The organism is Geobacter sp. OR-1, assembly GCF_000813145.1.
Lineage (GTDB): Bacteria > Desulfobacterota > Desulfuromonadia > Geobacterales > DSM-12255 > Geoanaerobacter.
In genome coordinates, this window is the sequence record NZ_BAZF01000004.1 from 126742 (window position 1) to 149787 (window position 23046).

The 23046-nt window shown below is 56.9% G+C and carries 21 protein-coding genes; 5 read left to right on the forward strand and 16 right to left on the reverse strand.

The features are described from left to right. Positions 1-27: 27 nt before the first annotated feature. The 7 genes from glyS to OR1_RS05720 form a co-directional block, all read right to left on the reverse strand. Positions 28-2091: a glycine--tRNA ligase subunit beta gene (glyS, locus tag OR1_RS05690; protein ID WP_041970581.1), complete on the reverse strand. Its 2064-nt coding sequence runs from the start codon at positions 2089-2091 to the stop codon at positions 28-30. A gap of 2 nt (positions 2092-2093) precedes the next feature. After that, entirely contained in the window at positions 2094-2969 is an 876-nt protein-coding gene (gene glyQ, locus OR1_RS05695; RefSeq protein WP_041970582.1) for a glycine--tRNA ligase subunit alpha, read from the reverse strand. 191 nt (positions 2970-3160) lie between these two features. Continuing rightward, entirely contained in the window at positions 3161-3604 is a 444-nt protein-coding gene (gene rplI, locus OR1_RS05700; protein WP_041970583.1) for a 50S ribosomal protein L9, read from the reverse strand. 23 nt (positions 3605-3627) lie between these two features. Then, positions 3628-4566 (reverse strand): YybS family protein, encoded by a 939-nt coding sequence (locus OR1_RS05705; protein WP_041970584.1) that lies wholly within the window; start codon positions 4564-4566, stop codon positions 3628-3630. Positions 4567-4574: 8 nt separating this feature from the next. After that, positions 4575-4847 carry a 30S ribosomal protein S18 gene (rpsR, locus tag OR1_RS05710; protein ID WP_041970585.1) on the reverse strand — a complete coding sequence of 91 codons (273 nt, stop codon included), beginning with the start codon at positions 4845-4847 and terminating at the stop codon, positions 4575-4577. 26 nt (positions 4848-4873) lie between these two features. Continuing rightward, a complete protein-coding gene (gene rpsF / locus OR1_RS05715; RefSeq protein WP_041970586.1) occupies positions 4874-5233 on the reverse strand; it encodes a 30S ribosomal protein S6 in 360 nt (119 codons plus the stop codon). Between the two features lie 191 nt (positions 5234-5424). Next, entirely contained in the window at positions 5425-5931 is a 507-nt protein-coding gene (locus tag OR1_RS05720) for a chemotaxis protein CheX (protein ID WP_237754237.1), read from the reverse strand. A 676-nt stretch (positions 5932-6607) separates the two neighbouring features. Between OR1_RS05720 and OR1_RS05725 the strand changes: the two genes are divergently transcribed. Beyond that, positions 6608-6997 carry a PilZ domain-containing protein gene (locus OR1_RS05725; protein WP_041970588.1) on the forward strand — a complete coding sequence of 130 codons (390 nt, stop codon included), beginning with the start codon at positions 6608-6610 and terminating at the stop codon, positions 6995-6997. A gap of 4 nt (positions 6998-7001) precedes the next feature. On the opposite strand, the gene OR1_RS05730 is transcribed toward OR1_RS05725, so the two are convergent. The 3 genes from OR1_RS05730 to OR1_RS05740 are packed head-to-tail and all read right to left on the reverse strand — an operon-like array spanning position 7002 to position 9642. Continuing rightward, positions 7002-7793: a ChaN family lipoprotein gene (locus OR1_RS05730; protein WP_041970784.1), complete on the reverse strand. Its 792-nt coding sequence runs from the start codon at positions 7791-7793 to the stop codon at positions 7002-7004. A gap of 59 nt (positions 7794-7852) precedes the next feature. After that, on the reverse strand, positions 7853-8998 hold the full coding sequence (hpnI, locus tag OR1_RS05735) for a bacteriohopanetetrol glucosamine biosynthesis glycosyltransferase HpnI (RefSeq protein ID WP_041970589.1): 1146 nt from the start codon (positions 8996-8998) through the stop codon (positions 7853-7855). Next, positions 8995-9642: a class I SAM-dependent methyltransferase gene (locus tag OR1_RS05740; protein ID WP_237754238.1), complete on the reverse strand. Its 648-nt coding sequence runs from the start codon at positions 9640-9642 to the stop codon at positions 8995-8997. Before OR1_RS05740 ends, hpnI begins: the two co-directional genes overlap by 4 nt. Positions 9643-9766: 124 nt before the next feature. Here OR1_RS05740 and shc point away from each other — a divergent pair, with 124 nt between their 5' ends. From shc to hpnH, 4 genes are all read left to right on the forward strand, one after another. Continuing rightward, on the forward strand, positions 9767-11809 hold the full coding sequence (shc, locus tag OR1_RS05745; protein WP_041970591.1) for a squalene--hopene cyclase: 2043 nt from the start codon (positions 9767-9769) through the stop codon (positions 11807-11809). A 96-nt stretch (positions 11810-11905) separates the two neighbouring features. Continuing rightward, a complete protein-coding gene (hpnA, locus tag OR1_RS05750) occupies positions 11906-12913 on the forward strand; it encodes a hopanoid-associated sugar epimerase (RefSeq protein ID WP_041970592.1) in 1008 nt (335 codons plus the stop codon). A gap of 12 nt (positions 12914-12925) precedes the next feature. Further along, complete coding sequence (dxs, locus tag OR1_RS05755) at positions 12926-14836, forward strand: 1-deoxy-D-xylulose-5-phosphate synthase (RefSeq protein WP_041970593.1); 1911 nt, start codon at positions 12926-12928, stop codon at positions 14834-14836. Positions 14837-14974: 138 nt separating this feature from the next. After that, the gene (gene hpnH / locus OR1_RS05760) at positions 14975-15973 is read left to right on the forward strand and encodes an adenosyl-hopene transferase HpnH (protein WP_041970595.1); all 999 of its coding nucleotides are present in this window, start codon (positions 14975-14977) and stop codon (positions 15971-15973) included. A gap of 152 nt (positions 15974-16125) precedes the next feature. On the opposite strand, the gene OR1_RS05765 is transcribed toward hpnH, so the two are convergent. The 6 genes from OR1_RS05765 to OR1_RS05790 all read right to left on the reverse strand — a co-directional run bounded on the left by OR1_RS05765 (position 16126) and on the right by OR1_RS05790 (position 22968). Continuing rightward, complete coding sequence (locus tag OR1_RS05765) at positions 16126-16920, reverse strand: ABC transporter permease (RefSeq protein ID WP_041970596.1); 795 nt, start codon at positions 16918-16920, stop codon at positions 16126-16128. Then, positions 16910-17695 (reverse strand): ABC transporter ATP-binding protein, encoded by a 786-nt coding sequence (locus tag OR1_RS05770; RefSeq protein WP_041970597.1) that lies wholly within the window; start codon positions 17693-17695, stop codon positions 16910-16912. Before OR1_RS05770 ends, OR1_RS05765 begins: the two co-directional genes overlap by 11 nt. 6 nt (positions 17696-17701) lie before the next feature. Then, complete coding sequence (locus tag OR1_RS05775; RefSeq protein WP_041970599.1) at positions 17702-18721, reverse strand: ABC transporter substrate-binding protein; 1020 nt, start codon at positions 18719-18721, stop codon at positions 17702-17704. After that, positions 18711-20582: an adenylyl-sulfate kinase gene (gene cysC / locus OR1_RS05780; protein WP_041970600.1), complete on the reverse strand. Its 1872-nt coding sequence runs from the start codon at positions 20580-20582 to the stop codon at positions 18711-18713. The genes OR1_RS05775 and cysC overlap by 11 nt, the downstream gene beginning before the upstream one ends. A gap of 177 nt (positions 20583-20759) precedes the next feature. After that, positions 20760-21668 (reverse strand): sulfate adenylyltransferase subunit CysD, encoded by a 909-nt coding sequence (gene cysD / locus OR1_RS05785; protein ID WP_041970602.1) that lies wholly within the window; start codon positions 21666-21668, stop codon positions 20760-20762. 124 nt (positions 21669-21792) lie between these two features. Then, positions 21793-22968 carry an ATP-binding protein gene (locus tag OR1_RS05790; protein WP_041970603.1) on the reverse strand — a complete coding sequence of 392 codons (1176 nt, stop codon included), beginning with the start codon at positions 22966-22968 and terminating at the stop codon, positions 21793-21795. Positions 22969-23046: the final 78 nt, after the last annotated feature.

The following is a 23046-nucleotide window of genomic DNA, read 5'->3' on the forward strand; positions in this document are numbered from 1 at the left end:
AAAGCCGCCCAGTGGGCGGCTTTTCGGCTAAGCGGAAATTCTGGCAAAATCGGCGATCCCGCCGAACAATCTGGCTATCCCCGTCAACAGGGCCAGCCGGTTGATCCTGATCCGTTCGTCTTCGGCCATTACCATGACCTTGTCGAAAAAGGCATCGACAGGCGGCCGCAGACTGGCAATCTCGGTCAGAGCGGAGAGATAATCCCGCTCAGCGACCGCTGCTGCCACCTTTGCCTTTACCCCGGAAAACGCCGCGTTCAGGGCGGTTTCCGCCGGGTCCTGGAAAAGCGAGACATCAATCGCAACATCAACCCCATCCTTGACGATATTGCAGACCCGCTTAAAGGCAACGGCCAGCGGCTCGAAATCGTCGCGCCCCTTGAAGGCGGCCAGAGCGGCGATGCGGGCAACTGCATCAACCAGGTCGTCAAAACCTACGGCAACAACGGCGTCCACACCGTCAGAGGGATAGCGGTCCGCCATCAGGTTCACAAAACGACCCTTGAAGAATTCCAGAACGTCGCTGTGCACATCTTCCCGCTTCCGGGTCAGCTTAGGCTCCAGAAGATCCAGAGCCACCTTGATAAAGCCGTTCAGAGGCTCCCGATATTCCTTGTCCAGAATAATATTGATAATCCCCAGGGCTGCTCGTCGCAGTGCATAGGGGTCTGCAGACCCGGTCGGGATCAGGCCGACGCCGAAACAGCCGCAGATGGTGTCCATCTTGTCGGCAATGGAAACAAAGGCGCCAACATCGGTTGCCGGCAGCTCTCCGCCAGCCTGGGTCGGCAGGTAATGCTCCGCGATGGCGCTCGCCACTTCCGCATCCTCACCGTCGTGAAGCGCATACTCGCGCCCCATGATCCCCTGCACTTCCGGGAATTCACCGACCATGCCGGAGACCAGGTCCGCCTTGCACAGGTAAGCGGCTCGGGAAACCTTTGCCTTGACGGCCGGGTTCAACCGGTCGGCCAGGCCTTCGGCCAGGGCTCTGAACCGCTCCATCTTTTCATAAGACGTCCCCAGCTTCTGCTGGTAGACAACCGACTTCAGTGCTGCCACGCGGCTCTCCAGCTTCACCTTCCGGTCTTCCTCAAAGAAGAAGCGGGCATCGGAGAGCCTTGCCCGGAGCACCCTCTCGTTCCCCTTCACCACCACGGACGGGTCCTCAGTCAGGGTATTGTTGATGGTGATAAAGCCGGGCATCAGGTTGCCATGATCGTCAACGATCGAAAAATAGCGCTGGTGGCTCCGCATCGAGGTCACCAGGACTTCTTTGGGCACTGCGAGAAAATCCTGGGAAAAGGTGCCGTGAACCACGCTCGGATATTCGACCAGATAGGTCACCTCTTCCAGCAGCCCCTCGTCGGGGAGCAGATGCCCGCCGGCAGCCTTGGCCACACGGTGTGTCTCACGGCGGATGATCTCCTTGCGGGCCTCCGGATCGGGGATCACAAAATGACGCTCGCACTCTTCCAGGTAATGACTGAAATCGCGGACCGGGAACGGCTGGTTGGCCATGAAACGGTGGCCGCGCGAAATGTTGCCGCTCTGGATGTTGCCGTACTCCATCGGCACCACAATGCCGTCGAACAGGGCGACTATCCAGTGAATCGGGCGGGCAAACCGGACATCGAGATCTCCCCAGCGCATCGATTTCCGGAAAGATATGGCACCCAACAGGCGCGGCAGGATCTCCGCCATCAGTTCGTGAGACGGCCGGCCGGTCTCTTTTTTGACTGCAGCAACGTACTCGCCCTTTTCAGTGACAATCAGATGCAGTGCACCGACATCCACCCCCTGGCCGCGCGCAAACCCCTCGGCAGCCTTGCTCGGCTTGCCGTCAGGGCCGAAAGCGATGTTCTTTGCCGGCCCCAGCGCCGTAGTCTCGGCATCGGGCTGCACCGCGGGAATCCCCTTGACGCAAAGCGCCAGACGACGAGGCGTCGCAAGAGTGCTGACCTCGCTGAACTCAAGCCGCGCACTTTCCAGCTCCCTGCGGATCAGCGCATCCATATCGGCCATTGCCTTCGGAAGAAAGCCGGCCGGAATCTCTTCGGTCCCTATTTCTATAAAAAGCTCTCTGGGCATGATCAACGCCCCCCTTTCAGGAGCGGATATCCCAACCGCTCGCGCTGACGGACGTAAGCCTCGGCGCAGAGCTTGGCAACATTGCGCACCCGCCCGATGTACGATGCCCGCTCGGTTACCGAGATCGCACCGCGGGCATCCAGCAGGTTGAAGGTGTGGGAACATTTCATGACAAAATCGTATGCCGGGAAGACCAGATCCTTCTCCACGAGCCGGATACACTCTTTCTCGAAGTTGGTAAACGATTCCAGCAACAGAGGCACATTGGCCTCTTCAAAGTTGTAGGTCGAAAACTCCACCTCGGTGATATGGTGAATGTCGCCGTATTTGACCCCTTTGGTCCACTCCAGGTCATAGACGTTGTCCACTCCCTGGAGATACATGGCGATTCGCTCGCAGCCGTAGGTAATTTCGCCGGCAACCGGCTTCAGGTCAATGCCGCCGGCCTGCTGGAAGTAGGTAAACTGGGTGATTTCCATTCCATCGAGCCAGACCTCCCAGCCGAGCCCCCACGCCCCCAGGGTCGGGGATTCCCAGTCATCCTCCACAAAGCGGATATCATGCTGGTTCGGATTGATGCCGAACGCCCGCAGAGAATCAAGATAGAGATCGAGGATGTTGAGCGGCGACGGCTTCATGATTACCTGAAACTGGTAATAATGCTGCAGCCGGTTGGGGTTCTCGCCGTAACGGCCGTCCGTTGGTCTCCGGGAAGGCTCCACATAGGCAACATTCCAAGGTTCCGGACCGAGGACTCGCAGAAAAGTGGCCGGGTTGAAAGTACCAGCTCCCTTTTCCGTATCATAAGGCTGCTGGATTACGCATCCCTGTCCGGCCCAATAGCCTTGGAGCGACAGTATCAAGTCCTGAAAGGTCACTATGGCCCTCCTGCATTCCGGGAAATTAACCGATGATAAATCTCATTTGGGGAAACTGAAAAACGAGATTCAAACCAATGAGTTAGCCGCGAAAGAGTAGCGTTTTAGATCAAAAGTGTCAAGGAGAATTACTAAAAAAAAGGCGACCGGACTTGAAGCCCGATCGCCTTGAAGGGTTAGCAGGACACCTGCTATTCCGCTTTATTTACCACCACTTTGAGCGTTGCGGCAACTTCAGGATGAAGCTTGACCACAGCATTAAACTCACCGGTCTGCTTGATCGGATCGCAAATGATCTTTTTCCGGTCGATTTCGAGACCCTGCTCCTTGAGCTTATCGGCCAGCTCCATGTTGGTTACGGCACCGAAAAGCTTGCCTTCCTCTCCGGCCTGATGCACGAGAGTGAGAGTGAGCGCTTCGATCTTGGCCGCCACACCCTTGGCAAGCTCAAGCACCTTGTTTTTCTTGTATTCCATCTGCCTCTTGGCATGATCGAGAGCCTTGGCATTCTTTACCGTGGCCTCAATGGCAAAACCGCGCGGCAACAGGAAGTTACGCGCGTAACCGGGAGCAACCTTCACGATATCGCCGATAAGACCGAGATTTTCAACGTTTTCCTTCAGAATAACTTTCATACGCTCTTCCTCCTAGCCTGTAGTCACAGGTTTTGTTGTTTGGGGGTGCGAAAGTTCCCCCACATGTCGAAAATGCCCAGGATAGCAACCCCGGCAAGCAGGTACGGCTGCAAAATCAGAAAAAAGTAAAAGAAAAACCGCCCGATTGCTGGAACGGCGAACCGGGTGAAAAAATGCGCCAGCACTGCCAGCCCCTGAAAGAAGTAGGCGAAGCAGACCACCAGCAGGAGATTAAGGGCTACCCGGCTGACAGTGTCGTCCGGTATCAGCAAGGCAAAACCGGAGATGATCAGTAACCAGATCAAATGATCGATATTGCGAAAATCCCTGAATTCGCCGATTGCAAGCTGCAGTTTGCCTCTGCGTGCGAATCCGGCAATCGCCAGCATTGTAATGACAACAATGACTGCCTGGCCTATGGCCAGCATCGCCGGATAGACCCGCACCATTACCGAGCCTGCCTGCCGTAAGCCATCCTGCAAAGCCCGCAGCTCTTCTTCCTTTAAGCCGCTCTTGGAGTACAGGGCAGCGGTCTGGGCAATTCCGGCGCTGAGCCACTTCTGAACCTCGGCATCGAGATTGATCCCGATGGTCATCGAGTAACCGGCGCTTACCGCCAGAATGATCGCCAGGCTTAATCCGGTGGCGAGAACGATGGCTCTCGCCACGCTTCTCCCTTGCAGGAACAAGGGAAGCAACAATGACACGGTTGCCGACTGCAACAGGTAAAGGATCAAAACCCTGACGTCGGAAATCAAGCCGAGAAGAGCGGCGGAGACAATTACAATTGCTCCGCCGGCAATCTTCCCGACCCGTAACGAATAATACACTCCCGGCAGTGGGGCCAGCAATCCCCCCAGCATCCCGATAAGCGGCAATGATGCATATGCCAGAAAAAGGGCAACGGTTGCAACGCTTCCCTTGAGGATATCCGGCAGGACTCCCTTAGAGGGGAAGTTCACATCAACCTCTAGGGCATTACATGAGAGCCGGCCAACGGCAGCAGGGCAAGATTGCGTGCCCGTTTGACAGCCTCGGTAATTTCCCTTTGGTGCTTGGAGCAGTTGCCGGAGATACGGCGGGGGATGATCTTCCCACGCTCAGTAATAAAGTAACGCAGGGTCCTTGGATCTTTGTAATCGATGGTAACCTGCTTGTCGGCACAGAAGCGGCATACTTTGCGACGCTGAAAAGGGCGCTTTTTCCTCGGACCTGAACTTCTCTGTGGTCTCTCTTCACTCATCTATCTGTTCCTCCCGGATTTTAATGTTATTCCTCGGAAGCCGCAGGGGCCTCTGCCTCAGCAGGTGCAGGCTGTGCCGCAACAGGCGCAGCTGCCTCCTTCTCCAGTTTGACGCTCTGGTAACGGATGACCTTGTCGTCCAGACGCAGTTTCCGCTCCAGTTCGGCAATCAGTGGGGCATCTCCGTCAAAACGGAGATAGAAATAGCGCCCGCGGATGAACTTTTCGATGGGATAGGAGAGCTTTCTGAGCCCCCAGTCATCAAGTTTCCTCAGATCACCGTTCATGCTGGTGACAATTTCCTGAACCTTGGCAGTGAGCCCCTTGAGCTCATCATCAGCCAGTTCGGGCTGGACGATATAGATCGTCTCGTACATCCTTTTCATAATTTCTCCTCTCGGTTTTCTCAGCCCCGGTCCAACCCGGAGCAAGGAGTGTGCAGCGGGATTGCTGCTCGAAACAGGAGTTATTAGCACATAGTCGCAACATGTTCAAGAAAATTTATGTGGGGAAAACTAAGACGGCCACCTCGGATCAATTGCCGGGTGGCCGTAACTGCTCAGATCGCCAGAAAACTTTACATATATACCATAACGCGAAACTCTGCCCTGCCGTCCATGGACCGGAACGGAATAGTAACACCTTTACACTGGACGTTCATGCTGGGTTTGTCGACCGGAGTCTCCGGCGGTTCGGATAGAGGGCGGATCTTGCCCGACACGACCAATGGCAGACCGAGAGCCACACTGCCATAATATTCATGATATTTTGTCTTGAATACTCCCGCAATATTATTGGTCAGCTCCCCGATTGCGTCACGGACAGATTCTTCGTCGGGATCGTCCATCATCAGCAGCTCCTTGGAAACCAGAAGCGCCGTCTCCTTGGCGGTCGCAAAAATGATATACCCGACTCGCTCTCCGGCAACCCCGATGATGCCGACGACATCGGAATCCACAGGCTCTATTTTCTTTTCTACCTTGCCGGCAAAGATTTCCATTCCCAGATAACTTTTAAAAGTATCCTGTGTAGCAGACATGATGGTGAACATTATCTCTTCAAATGTAATAGCACTAGTAGACACTCTGCCGCCTCCCCGAATATATTTCAATCAGAACAGAGACAAGTCTACCAAGAAAACCTGCAGGCACAACCCGTCGATTCAATTTCCCACACGGCAGCCAGGAGATTGTTCCCGGGGAAACGGAACTATTAGAAGCTATTTGTTAATGTCGAAAATCCGACAGTTGCATCACCCTAATATCTATTGCATAATTCACAGCAGCCCGCTGAACCAGAGAGCGAAATATCGGCAAAGAACCTATGAGACGGCTTTTATGAGCAGATAGATGAAATCGCGATGCTCGCATCCATATGGTTTATTAGGTCATGGGCATTTTGCCCAAAGATTCTAAATGTCGGGATATTTTACACTTCGCTTTTGAATCAGGTCTGGATTTATCGTCGAGCGAATCACCTCCTGTTCCCTGGAAGATAAAATATGGTTATATTTACAGCAATTATCAGGTAGTCGGTAATTGCGAAACGATACGCAATTGAGCTCGGCATTAAAATTGCTGTTCCTAGATAGCCTGATAATTGAATTTAATATGTGCCAAATGTTTGTTCGCCGTGAACAGGTTGCTTACTGGGAGCTAGAACCAATCCATCATTTAATGCCGGCTGCTTGAGGTCATCAGCACGATAACTTCGGCAAACCTTAAATACTATGTAATGCCAGAGGGTGCGAGGGAAGAAAAATGGGCGAGGCAAGGAGATTCACCAGAATACCGTATCAGTCCGAGGTCCTCATGAATGCCAACGGGCAGTGGTTTCGAGGCCTGTCGGAAAACCTTTCGCTTTACGGGATTTACATAAAGGCCAATGAAAAATTCGATGTAGACGCCGTTGTCGAACTGACCATCTACCTGCCGGAGAGCGGCGAGGCAATGAACGACGACAATTACATTGACGTGAACAGCATCGTAGTCCGGCAAGACCCTGATGGAATCGGTTGCGAATTCAGGCAGGTAGATGTCGATGCGTTCCTCAATCTGAAAAACGTTATCAGCTCCAGATGCGAAAACAAGACCCTTGTCATGGACGAGTTCTACAGTTACTTGTCACGCAAGGAGCTGATGGCTTCCTGAACCATCACATTCTAGTCAAATAATCCGCGTCCCCTTTCTGCAGAGATTCAGCAGCAAGCTCATGCAGAAACGGCATCACTATTTTCACTTGCATCGGCTTTATTGAGGCGAGCTCATCAGGTATCCCCCTGCGCATGGCATGCCCCACTCCGGTTACGACCACCACTACCCGGTCCGGATTTCTGTCCAGATAATCCGACAGGGTATAGGCCATAAATTTGTTTCGGAGCTGCTGCGCCTCGCAAAAATGAATGAATGTCGCTTCATCGTTGCTGTGCCACACGAAATTTCTGCGGATAAAGTTCATGTACGGCTTGTCTACGCTGCATGAGACATCAGGAGGCAAAAATCGTTTTTCTTCCTGAGTGAGAGCCTTGAACCCCTGCCTATATACCTTTTGCATGATGTTATCCGGCGCATTGAGAGCAAGCAACGGGATGCCGCTATTTCTGGCATACAGGAAAATCGAGTCATAAAGTTCCCAGGGAAGTGTCCAGTTGTTCCGGTACTGGTTCATGAATTCCAGGACACCGAGATCCCCGTTGATCCACATGTTCAGATAGCCCTGGTTTTGGGCGCGAAACATCTCCAGGGCTACGGTAATCTTGGCCCCGGAGCGATGCAGCCATTTTATGATCTCCAGTTGCAGCTGGTGGTGAGACGGATTGTCGTGAAGTTCGCCGATGAAAACCACCCGGGAGGTGCGGAGATCGGTCAGCATTTCATGAAACCCTATCCTGCGGCCGTCCGCAGCCCGCTCAAACGGCGCCTCAGGCGCCACTCTCCCGCTTGTCATACATCCTGAAATCAGAATAGAGATTAACAGCAAAGCCAGCCTGGTTGAAAAATGCATGTTCATCCCCCCTGAACCTCTTTCATCCGGCCACCGGGCAACACCCGGTAAGAATGCCCGCGCCATACAACCATGTTGCCGAGAAATGCCAATCCCCAGGTCACCGAAGCCAGCAAATCCCGAAAGGGGAGCAGCCAGAGATATCGGGGCAGCAACCGGTCAGAAATAAATCGCCTGCTGAAAATAAGCCCGGAAAGAGACCGGACCGCATATAGCATGATTACGGCGGCAACTCCGGATGGCCATCCTCCGGATATCAGTGCCGCAACCGAGGCGACTGCCGGTTGCGTGATCCCGGAAGCAAAATACCCGCCGGGCCGGGAAACACGCATTGTCCGGCACCACCGAAGCTGACGGGAGAAGACCGTTGCCAGCGTCTCCCTCTTCATGACACTCTCCACGAAATAATCCGACAGTTCGAGGCGGTATCCGGACAGGAAAACCCGGTTCCCGAGCTGGTAGTCATCGGCAAGGTAGTCGACCAGCACTGCAAAACCGCCGATCTGCTCCAGGACGTCGCGACGGACAGCCATTGAAGCGCCCAAGGCAAAGGTAAGCCCCTCCAGCCTCATAGCCATCATGACGTTCGGCACCATTTCGACCGTAAACCCCAGCGCCTCGACGGCACTCGGCCACCCCTGCACCCCGCTGGTCCGGTAGAGTGACGTTACCAGCCCCACGGCAGGATCGGCGAACGCGGAGCAGACTTCAGCCAAGTAGCGATCCCCAACCCGGATATCGCTGTCACAGACAATTATAATATCGTACTTTGCCTTGGGAAAGGCATTCATGAGATTGCAGACCTTGTAATTAGGCCCATAAATCCGGCCGTCCACAACGAGTTCGACATCTACCTCCGGAAACTCTGCCATAAGCCTCCGGATAACCGGCACGGCCTCGTCGTCGGCAGAGGCAACCGCAAAGACAATCTGGAAACGATCATACTTCTGCCGGCAAAATGAAGCGAAATTGTCAAAGCTTTCCGAATCCATCCCCTTGACCGGCTTGAGAATGGTTACCGGCAGCATATCAGCGGCAGCACACTTTTGACGTCGGAAATATCCGGCAGCGGCCCAGAGCGTCATCAGGGAATAGACCAGAGATGGCGCAACCAGCAGATAAGGGAAGATATCACTGAAAAAGGTCATGAGGGCCTGCGCTCTACCAGCAGGAGATAAGGAGCGGCGGTGGAACGATTCAATTGCCGGTGCCGCCAGACGTTGAAATCATGCGGCGGAAGAGCGGCGGCCCATCGCTCCACGGCGTCCGCTTCCTCATCCCCGCCGTCATGCCCGGGATAAAGGGCAATTGTCACTATCCCGCCAGGAACAAGCATTGACACGACCTGTTCCAGCGCCGCTACAGTTGTCTCCGCACGGGTAATGCATTTGCGGTCACCTCCGGGGAGAAACCCGAGATTGAAAACCGCGGCGCTGAGCGGTTCCGTCACCAGGCCGAGAAGGTTTTCATGCCCGACCGGGGCCAGCTCCACCCGAGAACTGCAGCCATGCCCGGCAAGGAGGGCAGCGGTATTACTGATGGCATCCTCCTGGATGTCGAACGCCCAGACACGCCCTTCTGCGCCGACAAGTCCCGCGAGAAAGAGGGTGTCATTCCCGTTGCCGCACGTCGCGTCAACAACCCGGTCCCCCGGCCTTACCCTGCCCTTGAGGAAGTGGTGAGCCAGCGTCACAGCCCCCCTCAGATCAACGACGTCCCTATTGTTGTCGGCAATATTACCGTCTCGCTTCATGTTGATCCTTTCAATGTTCGATGTACCACAGCTACCCATGCAAATCAACACCCCCGCTAGTTGTGTTTATCTGCATTTAGAGAAAAATGGGTGTAATTTTTCGGAATATTGTGGTATTTAATTTTATTTTTGAGAGAAAATATCCTGAAAGGTATGCAAAACCATGGCGATTGCCCCCTTCAAGCACCCCATATCCCATGCTCTCACCTCGTTCAACGGGGTGACCGCCGAACAGGAAACAGTGCCGGCACCCAAAACAGGCGCAAAGATTCACCATCTCCCCCCGTCAATATGGAAAAAACGGCCCAACGAAGCAAACAGCCCGCTGGATCAGGCGATTGAACGGACCCGCGACTTTTTTTTCCGGGAGCAGCTTCCCCAGGGGTACTGGTGGGCGGAACTGGAATCCAACGCAACCATAACCGCTGAATACTTGATGCTTTTCCATTTCATGGGGATCGTCGACAAGGCGAAAGAACGGAAGATGGCCAACTATCTTCTGCGCCAGCAAACCGCTGAAGGCTACTGGGCCATCTGGTTCGGCGGTCCCGGCGACCTGTCCACTACCATTGAGGCCTACTTCGCGCTGAAACTGGCTGGCTACGATGCCGAGCATCCGGCCATGCTGAAGGCGCGCGAATTCATCATCTCCAAAGGTGGGATACTCAAGGCCCGGGTATTCACCAAGATATTTCTGGCGCTTTTCGGCGAATTCTCGTGGCTCGGCGTGCCTTCCATGCCGATCGAACTGATGCTGCTGCCGAACTGGGCCTATTTCAACATGTACGAGCTCTCCAGCTGGTCACGGGCAACTATAATCCCCCTGTCCATCGTCATGACCATGCGCCCGGTCCGGAAACTCCCGCCGCGTGCGCGGGTCCAGGAACTGTACGTCAGGCCCCCGCGCCCCATCGACTATACCTTCACCAAAGAAGACGGAATCTTCACCTGGAAGAATTTTTTCATCGGTGTCGATCACCTGATGAAGGTTTATGAGGGGAATCCGATTCGCCCCTTGAAGGGGAAGGCGATGGCAGCTGCCGAAAAGTGGGTGCTGGAGCACCAGGAGCCGACCGGCGACTGGGGCGGCATTCAGCCGGCGATGCTTAACTCCGTGCTGTCACTGCACTGCCTCGGTTATGCCAACGACCACCCTGCCGTGGAAAAGGGGCTGAAGGCCCTGGACAACTTCTGCATCGAGGATGACGAAAGCCTGGTGCTCCAGTCGTGCATATCTCCGGTATGGGACACGGCGCTCGCCTTGAAAGCGCTCGTGGATGCCGGCATACCAAACGACCACCCCGCGCTGGTCAAGGCGGCCCAATGGCTTCTGGACCGCGAAGTGCGCAAGGAAGGGGACTGGAAGATCAAGAGCCCTGACCTGAAGCCGGGAGGATGGGCATTCGAATTTCTCAACGACTGGTATCCCGATGTCGATGACTCCGGTTTCGTCATGCTGGCGATCAAGGAGATCGCGGTCAAGAACGAAAAGGCCCGGGAAGGCGCCATCAAACGGGGGATTGAATGGTGCCTCGGGATGCAGAGCAAGAACGGTGGCTGGGGGGCATTCGACAAGGACAACACCAAGCACCTCCTGAACAAGATTCCGTTTGCCGACCTTGAGGCGCTCATCGACCCGCCTACCGCAGACCTTACCGGCAGGATGATGGAACTGATGGGCTCTTTCGGTTATTCCGGAGATTTTCCCGCCGCTGCCCGCGGCCTGGAGTTCCTCAAGCGCGAGCAGGAAAAAGACGGGTCCTGGTGGGGACGTTGGGGGGTCAATTACATCTACGGCACCTGGTCGGTCCTTTCCGGCCTGGCGGCAATCGGAGAAGACCTGTCCCAGCCCTACATCCGCAAGGCAGTGGGGTGGATCAAATCAAAGCAGAATGATGACGGCGGCTGGGGGGAAACCTGCGAGTCCTACTACGATCCGACCCTGGCGGGTATCGGTCCGAGCACCGCATCACAGACCGGATGGGCGCTGCTGGCGCTGATGGCGGCAGGAGAGGCCAATGCTCCCGAAACGGCCAGAGGGATTCAGTACCTCCTCTCCACGCAGAAGAGTGATGGCACCTGGGATGAGGATCAGTATACCGGTACCGGTTTCCCCAAATTCTTCATGATCAAGTACCATATCTACCGCAACTGTTTTCCTCTTACCGCGCTCGGCACCTACAGGAGACTGGTTAAGGGTGAGTAAATCCGTGAATTGTGAAGGGTGAATAGTGAATAAAAGGTATTTATTCCACCATTCACCCTTCACCAATTTCCATTCTCCATTCACGTTCACAAAGTTATGAGAGCTTTTGTAACCGGTGCAACCGGATTCATAGGGGGCCAGCTGGTCAGGGAACTGCTGGCGGATGGCCACACGGTCAGGGTGCTGGCCAGGGCAGGATCGGACCGGAGAAACCTTGACGGCCTGGACCTGGAGATCTGCGAAGGGGACCTGCGCGACCAGGAGCTGCTCCGGAAAGGGCTCGTCGGCTGCGACGTTCTCTATCACGCTGCTGCCGACTACCGTCTCTGGACCCGGAAGCCGTCCGAGATGTACGAGATCAACGTTGGCGGGACCAGGAACATCCTGGAGGCCGCCCTCGAAAACCGCCTCACCCGGGTCGTTTACACCAGCAGCGTCGGGACGCTGGGGAATCGGGGCGACGGGACCCCGGGCAATGAAGATACTCCCGTAACGTTTGCCGATATGGTCGGTGATTACAAGAAGAGCAAATTCCTGGCCGAAAGAGAGGCCGAGTCGTTCCTGAAACGCGGACTCCCGCTGGTCATCGTCAACCCTTCGACGCCGGTTGGCCCCGGGGACATAAAGCCAACGCCGACCGGCAAGATCATTGTCGATTTCCTGAACGCTAGGATGCCGGCATATCTGGAAACCGGCCTCAACATCATCGACGTAGCAGACTGCGCCCGCGGCCATATACTGGCGGCAATGAAAGGGAGAATCGGCCAGAAGTATATCCTCGGCAACGAGAACCTCACGCTCTGCCGGATTTTCGAACTGCTGGAAGAGATCACGGGGCTCCCCGCGCCCAGAGTCCGGCTCCCGTATACGCCGATTCTGGTCGCCGCGCATATCAACGAGGCCATTGCCAAGATCACCGGCCGGCCGCCCCTCATCCCGCTGGCCGGGGTGCAGATGGCAAAAAAGATGATGTTTTTCGATTCCGCAAAGTCGCGCAATGAACTAGGGCTGCCGCAACGCCCGGCTCGGGCGGCACTGTCCCGCGCAGTAGACTGGTTCAGAAAATACGGCTATGTTAACACTATCAACCTCTCACAGACGTGAGGAGGAGACGTTATGTATCCATTGCTGGAAACCATCAACAATCCGTCGGACCTCAAGCGTCTGTCATCAGAAGAACTCGTTCGGCTCTCCGGAGAGGTGCGCCGGTTCCTGCTGGAGACGGTCGCCAAAACAGGCGGGCATCTGGCGTCCAACCTCGGCGCCGTTGAACTGACTCTGGCGCTCCATTACTGTTTCGACTCGCCGACCGACCATTTCATCTGGGATGTCGGACACCAGGCCTACACGCACAAGATCATCACCGGCAGAAGGGACCAGTTCCATACGCAGCGCCAGTACCATGGGATCAGCGGCTTTCCGAAGCGGAGCGAATCACCGCACGATCCGTTCGGGGCCGGGCACTCCTCTACCTCGATATCCGCAGGGCTGGGGATGACGGTGGCAGGCGGCCTGCAAGGGCAGAGCAACAGGGTCGTGGCTGTGATAGGAGACGGCTCCCTGACCGGTGGGATGGCGTTCGAGGCGCTGAACCAGACCGGACACCTGAACAAGAACCTCATTGTCGTCCTGAACGACAACGAGATGTCGATTTCGAAAAATGTCGGCTCATTTTCCAGCTTCATCTCGCGCAAACTGACCGGCAACTACTTCCGTGACCTGAAAAAAGAGATGAAAGGGCTGCTGGAAAACATCCCGGCCTTTGGCGGCAATATCCTCAAATTTGCCCGGCGAGCGGAGAATTCCCTGAAAGGGTTCCTCACCCCGGGCATGCTGTTCGAGGCCCTCGGATTCGAATATATCGGGCCGATCCAGGGACATGACCTGCCGCAGCTGATTGAAATTTTGCAGAACGTCAAGGCGCTCGAAGGACCGGTTCTGGTGCATGTAATGACCACCAAGGGGAAAGGGTATCCGCCTGCGGAAGCAAATCCGGACCAGTTTCACGGCGTCGGGCCGTTCGATATTGCCACCGGCGCGGTTTCCGGGGGCAAGCCGAGCGGACCATCCTATACCGGGATTTTCGGCAAGACCATGATCAAGCTGGCCCGTGAAGACCGGGACATCGTCGCCATCACCGCGGCCATGCCCGACGGCACCGGGCTCTCCCCGTTTGCCAAAGAGTTTCCGGACCGGTTTTTCGACGTGGGGATTGCCGAACAGCACGCCATGACCTTTGCAGCCGGCCTGGCAGCAGAGGGGCTGAAACCGGTGACAGCGATATACTCGACCTTTACCCAGCGTGCCTATGACCAGATATTCCACGACATCTGCCTCCAGAAGCTTCCGGTTACAATCGCCCTGGACCGGGCCGGTCTGGTGGGCGACGACGGTCCGACGCACCACGGCGCCTTCGACCTCTCCTATCTCCGGCACCTGCCGGAGCTGATCGTTATGGCTCCCAAGGACGAGAACGAGCTCCAGCATCTGCTGAAGACCGCCATCTACTCAAAATGTCCCAGCGCAATCAGGTATCCGCGCGGTAACGGCTATGGTGTAGCCCTGGACGAGGAACTCCGCGCCATCCCGATCGGCACGGGTGAGCTGTTGGCCGAAGGTGACGATGTCGCCATCCTGGCCATCGGATCGACCGTATATCCCGCCCTTGAGGCTTCCAACCTCCTCAAGGAACAGGGGATAATGGCAACAGTCGTGAACGCCCGGTTTGTCAAGCCGCTCGACCGCGACCTGATCCTTTCGGTTGCCCGGAAGACCGGCAATATTGTGACCGTCGAGGAAAACGCCCTGATGGGGGGATTCGGCACCGCCGTGCTGGAACTTCTTGCCGACGAAGGGGAGAAAGATATCCGCTTAAAACGGATCGGCATCCCTGACCGCTTCATCGAACAGGGCCCCCAGGCGCAGCTCCGCAGCGATCTCGGCCTTGATGGCGCCGGGATCGCCGCCACCTGTCAGGCGTTCCTGAAATCACCAACTATTGTGCCCCACCTGGCACGAGTGAAATAAACAACATCTTTTGAACCGCAAAGGAACGAAGCACGCAAAGCACTTCCTATTAGCAGCAGTATTTGCTCAAGTTTCTTTGCCCCCTTTGCGTCTTTGCGGTGTAAAGGTTTTCCAAAATGAAAGGACCATGAAAACCCTATGCGTTTCCCCTGGCGACTCAATTACGACCTGACCAAATACATCGTTTCCAACAAGATCAACAAGGTTGAAAAATACCCGCTGGTGCTGATGCTTGAGCCGACGCACCTCTGCAACCTCGCCTGCTCCGGGTGCGGCCGGATCCGGGAATATGCCGACACCATCCAGGCGATGATGTCCCTGGAGGAGTGCCTGAAATCGGTGGATGAATGCCCGGCCCCGATCGTGACCATCACGGGTGGCGAACCGTTCCTGTATCCGCATGTCTTCGAGCTGATCGACGGAGTGCTCAAGCGGGGCAAGCATATCCAGTTCTGTACCAACGGCCTGCTGCTGGAAAACTCCCTGGACCGGATGCGGCCGCATCCGAACTTCACTCTGAACGTGCATATGGACGGCATGGAAGAGACCCATGACCGGATCCTGGAACGCAAGGGGACCTTCAAGATCGCCATCGAAGGGATCAAGAAGGCCAAGCGGCTCGGTTTCCGCGTCTGCACCAACACCACCATCTTCAAGAACAGCGATATGGTAGAGATGGAGATGCTGTTTTCCTACCTCACCGAACTCGGTGTTGACGGGCTCCTGGCCGCCCCGGGATTCGATTACGAGGATGTCGGGGAAGACCTGTTCCTGCAGCGGCGCGAGATCGAAAAGAAGTTCGCCCAGGTCTACGAGATGAGCAAACGGTTCCGCTTCTGGTCAACCCCGATGTACCTCCGGTTCCTCAAAGGGGAGAAGCAACTCCAGTGCACCCCCTGGGGCAACCCCACCAGGAACACGCAGGGGTGGAAGGCGCCCTGCTACCTCATCACCGACACCCACTACCCGACCTTCAGCGAGATGATGGCAAAGACCGACTGGAACCGTTACGGGGTGGGGAAAGACGAGCGCTGCAGCCAGTGCATGATGCACTGCGGCTTTGAACCGACCGTAGTCGGCGAGATCGCAAAGAGCTGGAAAGATGTGTGGGAAATGGCGATCTGGAATCTGACTTAGCGGATTGCTGAACAACAGCCATCTCGCCGCCGTCCTCGCAAGCTCTTTTGTGCGGCGTAGCGCTGCTACGCCTCCGCGGAGCTTCCTGCGGGTGCGACGATCTGACTATTTTTGAGCAATCCGAGTATTTAACCTCTCACGTCTCACAGACGTTATCCCACTCCCCAGCGGCGGTGGACAAAGTCCTCGCCCAACCTGAAGACCAGCCGGTCGGTGATCAGACCGATGACGATGATGGCGATCATGGCTGCGATCACCAGCGGCATGTCGTGCAGCTCCCGTCCCATCATCAATGTTGACCCGATACCGGTAGTCACATACAGCAGTTCAGCCGCCATGAGCGAGCGCCAGGCAAACGTCCACCCCAGCTTGGCGCCGGTCATCACCGAAGGAAACGATGCCGGGAACAGCACGTACCGGTAAAACCTCCAGCCGGTGGCCCCGAGAATGGGGGCAGCGCGGAGGTAAAGCGTCGGGATGGTCTTGACGCCGTCGCGCACCGTCAGAGTGATCGCCATGAGTGAACCCATGATGATCACGAACTGCATGGCGCTCTCCGACAGGCCGAACCAGAGGACCGCCAGCGGCAGCCAACAGATGCTGGGAAGCGCCTGCAGCCCGACAGCCAGGCTCCCCACCGTGTCGTCGAGCAGACGGAGCCTGCCGAGAAGCATACCGGCCGGGATCCCGATCAACAGTGAGATCGAGTACCCGATTCCGAGGCGTACCATGCTGGCGCCAACGGCCCGCGGCAGCGATCCGTCGCCGATGCCGTCAGCCAGGGACCGGATTACCGCGCCCGGCGCCGGAAAGATCAGTTCGTTCCATACCCCGGCCCGGGAAAGCGATTCCCAGAGAATCCCGAGCGCCAGCAGGAAAAGCACCCTCGCCACCCGCCCCCGCCATTTTCCGGCGGCTTTCCCGGCGATTTCCGGTTCAGCCGGCATGTTCTCCCTCCTCACCGCTCGACCGCAGCACTTCCTGGCGCAACTTGTCCCTGATCCGGGAAGCGATGGTCACCACCTCGACATCCTCAAGATAGCGGTTGCGCGGCAGATGCACCGGGAACTGTTCGATGATCCGTCCCTCCTGCCCGGACATCAGAATAACCCTTGAACCGAGACGCACCGCTTCGCGGACATTGTGGGTTACGAACACGATGGTCTTGCTGGTCTGCTGATAGACTTCCTCCAGCACCTCATGCAGCATGTCGCGCGTCTGGGCGTCCAGGGCGGCAAACGGCTCGTCCATCAACAGAATGTCCGGGTCCATGGCCAGCGCCCGCGCAATTGCCACCCGCTGCTTCATCCCTCCGGAGATCTCCGTAACCCAGGCCTGGGCGAATTTTGAGAGATGCACCGCCTTCAGCAACGCATGCGCTTTGTCCTGCTGTTCGCTAGGATCGACACCCGCCATCCTGAGGCCGAAAACGACATTCTGGTAGACATTGAGCCAGGGGAACAGCGCCGGCTCCTGAAAGATTACAAACCTGCTGGGCGAGGGACCTGTCACCGGCTGACCGTTAACGACTATTTCCCCGGACGAGGGGCGTTCGAACCCGGCGATCAGGTTGAGCAGGGTCGATTTGCCGCAACCGGACGGGCCGACCACGCACAGGAACTCGCCGTCAGCGACCTCCAGATCGATATCGACCAGCACCGTCAGCCTGCCGGCCTGACTGGCAAAAACCTTGGCAACCTTCTTGAGCTCTACTACTGCCACCGATCGTTATCTCCCCTTTACCAGAGGCAGCGACCGCCGGGCCAGGACCTTGTTGAGCAGGGCCACATCAACAATCCCGGTCAACCCTTTGGCAATGTCGATCTTTTTCGGCAGATACCCGAGCTCGCCTGCCCAGGCGGCGGAAACCGCGAGTGGCCCGGCAAGCGGGTCGCTGGTGATCAACACCCGCGAAAAGGCATCGTCAAGTGTCCGTACGGGTAGCGACTTGCCCGCCAGCCGAGCCAGCTGCTCGTTGAGCCGTTTCTTGGCATCGACCGGATTCTTCCTGATCCATTCCGTCATCTCCAGATGGGCGTCGAGAAACCGTTCCACCGTGGCCCGGTTTTTCTCCAGAAAGTCGCTCCTTGCAACCACCACTGCGGTCGGAAACTTGCCATTTTTCCAGAGCGTCCGCTCGTCGAGGAGGATCTTCCCCCGCCCCTCCATGACCAGCCTGGTCACCCACGGCTCCGGCACCCAGGCGCCGTCGAGTTTACCCTGCTGGAACAGCATCAGGATATCGGCATTCTTGACCGGGATCACCTGCAGATCGCGCCCCGGCGTCAACCCGACATTTTTCAGCCACCGCCGCAGGGCCACATCCTGGGTGTTTCCGAGTTCGGGCGAGGCGATCCGCTTCCCCTTGAAATCCTGTGGTCTCTTTGCCGAAGAAGTTGCCGGCACCACGAGAGAAGCCCCGCCGCTGGCCGCCCCGGCAATGATCCTGAGCGCCTTACCCTTGGAACGGAGGTAGGCGTTGACTGCGGGATTCGGCCCGACATAGGCGATATCCAGCTGGCCGGCCAACAACGCCTCCATCTCCGAAGGGCCGGCATTGAACATCTTCCAGTCGATCCTGGCACCCAGCCGCTGCTCGAATATGCCGAGCGAGCGCCCCACAAGCGCCTGGGCATGGGTCATATTGGGGAAGTGCCCGATCCGTACCTTGTCGGCGGCATTAGCCCCTTGGACGGCACAGACCAGCATGACAAAGATAATAATCGCAAATATCGGCTTAAGCTTCATAATATTGCTCCAGATGCCGTTGCAAGACGGTTATTGACTCCTCGATCGACAGCAGCTCGGTATCAAGTAGCACCACCGGAGAGTCCGGCGGCTCATAGGGGGCGGAAACACCGGTAAACCCCTGCAGCTCACCGGCACGCGCTTTTTTGTAGAACCCCTTCACATCCCGGCGCTCACACTCCTCGATCCTGGTGGAGAGGTAGACCTCGATAAACCGGTCGCTGCCGATGATCTGCCTTGCCATCTCCCGGTCATCGCGGAACGGCGAAATAAAAGAGGTGATGACGATCAGGCCGGCCTCGTTCATCAGCCTGGCAACCTCGGCGACCCGCCTGATGTTTTCGGCCCGATCCTTTGGCGAAAACCCGAGATCGCGGTTCAGGCCGTGCCGGACATTGTCACCGTCAAGCACGAAGCAGGGGTGGCCCGAATCGATCAGGCTCCTCTCCAGGGCAAAAGCCACCGTTGACTTGCCGGCGCCGCTCAGGCCGGTCATCCAGAGGGTAGCGGGACGGTGCCCCATCACCGCGGACCGATCGGTCTTGGTTACCTGACCCTGATGCCAGACTATATTGGAGCGGTCCGGGACCGCCCGCTCGGTCTTCAGCTCCGCGTCATAGTCGGTCCGGTCCACAATCGTGGCCGCACCCAGGGTGTCGTTGCCGGATATGGAGACCACGATGAACGAGCCGAGCTCCCTGCTCCGGCGATACTCGTCGGCCAGCACCGGGGTGAACAGGGTGAACCGCGCCCGGCCGATATCGTTCAATGAGAGCGCAGTCACGGTCTCGCGGCTCAAGGTGTTGGGGTCCACGCGGTAGCTGATGGTATCGCATCTGGCCTTCAACCATCTGGTGGCATGCTTCAGCTGATAAATACCGCCGGGAACCAGCGGCTCGTCGCCAGTCCAGACCAGCATAGCTTCCAGCTCCCGCCGTTCCCGCGGCACATTTCCGGGGTGAACGAGGAGGTCACCCCTCCCCACGTCGATATCGTCAGCCAGGGAAACGGTGATCGACTCCCCTGCGGCAGCGGTATTAGCCTGTTTCATCCCAACAGCAATGGATGCCACTCGCGACCGGAATCCGGACGGCAGCACCATGACCTCGTCGCCGCAGCGGAGCACTCCTGAAGAGACCCGCCCGCCGAACCCGCGGAAGGTACCGGGGAGATGGATGACCCTTTGCACTGCCAGGCGGAAATCCACCAGGTTCCGGTCACCGGCGACATATACCTCTTCCAGAAATGACAGAAGCGGCGCACCGTCATACCATGCCATGTTAGTGCCGCGCCTGACCACATTCTCGCCGCTGACCGCACAGACCGGGATAAACTGCAGATTGGCCAGCCCCAGACGCACCGCAAAATCCCGGTACTCGGTCTCGATCTCCCGGAACCGCTCCTCGCTGTACCCCACCAGGTCCATCTTGTTGATCGCCACCACAAAGCGGGGGATGCCGAGCAGGGCACAGATGAAGGCATGCCGCTTGGACTGGGTCGATACCCCCTGTTCCGCATCGATCAGCAGCAGCGCCAGATCGGCGTGGGACGCGGCAGTGGCCATGTTGCGGGTATACTGCTCATGGCCCGGCGCATCGGCAATGATGAACCGGCGACGGCTCGTGGAAAAATACCGGTAGGCAACATCGATGGTGATCCCCTGCTCCCGTTCGGCCCGCAGCCCGTCGGTGATCAGGGAGAAATCCATTTCCGCATTGCCGGTGGCGGCAGTGCGGCGCAAGGCAGCAACATGGTCGTCATACAGGGCGTCGGCATCGTACAGCAGCCGGCCGATGAGCGTCGATTTGCCGTCGTCCACGCTGCCGGCGGTCAGGAAATGCAGGATATCGGGTTCACTCATGCGAGTCTCCCCGCAACCATGGCACAGCAAAAAGCTCCATATGCAAGGCTTGCGAAAGCTGAGGAATGAGTCGTAGCCGTAGGCTACGTCGCAATGACGAAGATTGAGCGTAACGCAGCAGATGGACTTTATAGTGACTTCTCACCGATAAATCCATCGGATTTATAGGCTCCGCCATTAGAAGTACCCTTCCCGCTTCTTGCGCTCCATCGACCCATCCTGATCATGATCAATTACCCTGGTGGTCCGTTCGGAAAGCCGCGCCTGTTCCAGCTCGGCAATGATCTCCTCCAGGGTGGCCGCCGAAGAGGCCACAGCGCCGGTGCACGGGTAGCAACCCAGGGTGCGGAACCGGCAGAGCCGGCGTTCGGAACGTTCGCCCGGCAGCAGCGGCGTCCCCTCACCCACCGGGATCAACTGGTCGTTCCGCTCCACCACCTCCCGTTCGGCGGCAAAATAGAGCGGCACCACCTCGATCCCCTCGCGGGCGATGTAACGCCAGACATCGAGCTCGGTCCAGTTGGAGAGCGGAAAGACCCGCATGCTCTCCCCCGGATGCAGCCGCGTGTTGTAGAGCTGCCAGAACTCCGGCCGCTGGCGGCGCGGGTCCCACTGGCCATGGCTGTCCCGGAAGGAAAACACCCGCTCCTTGGCGCGCGACCGTTCCTCCTCGCGCCGGGCGCCGCCGATGACCAGGTCGTAACCGCCGAGCTTCAGCGAATCGAGCAGCGCCCGGGTCTTCAGCAACCCGCAGCAGCGGACCGTTCCCATCTCCCGGGGGTTGGCACCTTCGTCCACTGCCTGAAGGTTGGAATAGACACGGAGATCGAAACCGATCTCCCGCGCCATCCGGTCGCGAAATGCGATCATCTCGGGGAACTTGAACTCGGTATCCACATGCAGCAGGGGAAACGGTATCGGGGCGGGATAAAACGCCTTGCGGGCTATGTGCAGCATCACTGAAGAGTCCTTGCCGATGGAGTACATCATCACCGGCCGCTCCCCTTCGGCGGCAACTTCGCGGATTATCTGGATCGACTCGGCCTCCAGTTCGTCAAGGAGGCCAATGGAAAGCCGTTCGGACATGATACCTCTTCTGCGCTGCAGCTCAGATCAAACAACAAACATTTTTAATACAAACCCGGCAAACAGCAAAGCAAAACCTCTGCGCAAGAAACCAGTGAGCAATTCCGCTTTAATCGGCATGATCTTACTCAGTGCCGATCCTGTCCAGCAGTCCGTGCATCTCCAGGGCCGGGGAGACCATGACATCACTTCGCTGTTGCGGTTCACTGCCTCCATATATCAGACCACTCTTCCAGGGCTGGCTCCTGCCCAATGACGAAAAATTTTTCAACCCTTTGAAGAAGTCAGGGGCTACTGTTGCACCAGACTTAATCTCCAAAGGGAAGACATTGGCTCCGAATTCGAGCAGGAGATCAACCTCATTCCCCTTGCTGTCACGGTAGAAATACAGGTTGCTGCGCAGTCCCCGATTGAAGCGGTGCTTCAGCACCTCCATCACCACCATGTTTTCAAACAGGTTGCCCCGCAGCGGATCGCGACTGGCCTGACTCTCCGTTTCAATCCCCAACAGCCAGGCTGCCAGCCCGACGTCATAGAAGTACAGCTTGGGGGTTTTAACAAGCCGCTTGCCGGTATTGACAAACCACGGCTGCAGAACAAAAACCAGATAGCTCGCCTCAAGAAGCGAAAGCCAGGACCGCGCAGTAGTATGGGAAATGCCGACATCAGCAGCAAGCCCCTGAAGGTTCAACAACTGGCCGACCCGTCCTGCGCACATCCTGACAAATTTTTCGAATTGAGAAAGGTCACGAACCGCAATTATTCTTCTGATGTCGCGCTCAACATACGTTTCAAAATAGTTTGCCAAAGCTTCAGACGGGTTCAACCCCTGATCATGGATCCGAGGATAGAAGCCGGTCAGAATAATCTGGTCAATTGTTGCCGGAAGTCTTTCAGGGGGGAGTTCCTCTAAGCTGAAGGGGAGAAGTTTCAGTAGTGCCGTCCGACCGGCAAGAGACTGGCTGACACTGTCCATTACCTCAAACTGCTGACTGCCGGTAAGAATATACTGTCCAGGGGTATGCCGCTCATCCACCAACGGTTGTATATACGAAAGGAGGTCCGGAGTGCGCTGTATTTCGTCCAGGATGGCCCCATCAGGGTACGAACCGAGAAACCCGCGGGGGTCTTCCAGGGCGAACCGCCTGACATCGGGTGCCTCTAAGTTGACATAAGGTTTCTCAGGGAAAACGGCACGGCACAGGGTTGTCTTGCCGCTCTGGCGTGGGCCGGTAACGGTAACGACCGGATACTGGCTTGCCAAGCGCATCAATACCGGTTCTATGGTTCGTTGTATCATGTTGAGAGCATACAACCAGACCGCACAATTTGCAAGTTATACATTCAAATTGCACAATCCACGTCATCTCGGGGAACT

Bases quoted from the DNA above. Each gene is read 5' to 3' on its own strand.
- OR1_RS05725 (WP_041970588.1), top strand. From the start codon at position 6,608: ATGGGCGAGGCAAGGAGATTCACCAGAATACCGTATCAGTCCGAGGTC.
- hpnA (WP_041970592.1), top strand. From the start codon at position 11,906: ATGAGAGCTTTTGTAACCGGTGCAACCGGATTCATAGGGGGCCAGCTG.
- rpsR (WP_041970585.1), bottom strand. From the start codon at position 4,847: ATGAGTGAAGAGAGACCACAGAGAAGTTCAGGTCCGAGGAAAAAGCGC.
- hpnH (WP_041970595.1), top strand. From the start codon at position 14,975: ATGCGTTTCCCCTGGCGACTCAATTACGACCTGACCAAATACATCGTT.
- cysC (WP_041970600.1), bottom strand. From the start codon at position 20,582: ATGAGTGAACCCGATATCCTGCATTTCCTGACCGCCGGCAGCGTGGAC.
- cysD (WP_041970602.1), bottom strand. From the start codon at position 21,668: ATGTCCGAACGGCTTTCCATTGGCCTCCTTGACGAACTGGAGGCCGAG.
- OR1_RS05765 (WP_041970596.1), bottom strand. From the start codon at position 16,920: ATGCCGGCTGAACCGGAAATCGCCGGGAAAGCCGCCGGAAAATGGCGG.
- rplI (WP_041970583.1), bottom strand. From the start codon at position 3,604: ATGAAAGTTATTCTGAAGGAAAACGTTGAAAATCTCGGTCTTATCGGC.
- rpsF (WP_041970586.1), bottom strand. From the start codon at position 5,233: ATGAAAAGGATGTACGAGACGATCTATATCGTCCAGCCCGAACTGGCT.
- OR1_RS05775 (WP_041970599.1), bottom strand. From the start codon at position 18,721: ATGAAGCTTAAGCCGATATTTGCGATTATTATCTTTGTCATGCTGGTC.
- glyS (WP_041970581.1), bottom strand. From the start codon at position 2,091: ATGCCCAGAGAGCTTTTTATAGAAATAGGGACCGAAGAGATTCCGGCC.
- OR1_RS05740 (WP_237754238.1), bottom strand. From the start codon at position 9,642: ATGGGTAGCTGTGGTACATCGAACATTGAAAGGATCAACATGAAGCGA.
- shc (WP_041970591.1), top strand. From the start codon at position 9,767: ATGGCGATTGCCCCCTTCAAGCACCCCATATCCCATGCTCTCACCTCG.
- hpnI (WP_041970589.1), bottom strand. From the start codon at position 8,998: ATGACCTTTTTCAGTGATATCTTCCCTTATCTGCTGGTTGCGCCATCT.
- OR1_RS05790 (WP_041970603.1), bottom strand. From the start codon at position 22,968: ATGATACAACGAACCATAGAACCGGTATTGATGCGCTTGGCAAGCCAG.
- dxs (WP_041970593.1), top strand. From the start codon at position 12,926: ATGTATCCATTGCTGGAAACCATCAACAATCCGTCGGACCTCAAGCGT.
- OR1_RS05730 (WP_041970784.1), bottom strand. From the start codon at position 7,793: ATGACAAGCGGGAGAGTGGCGCCTGAGGCGCCGTTTGAGCGGGCTGCG.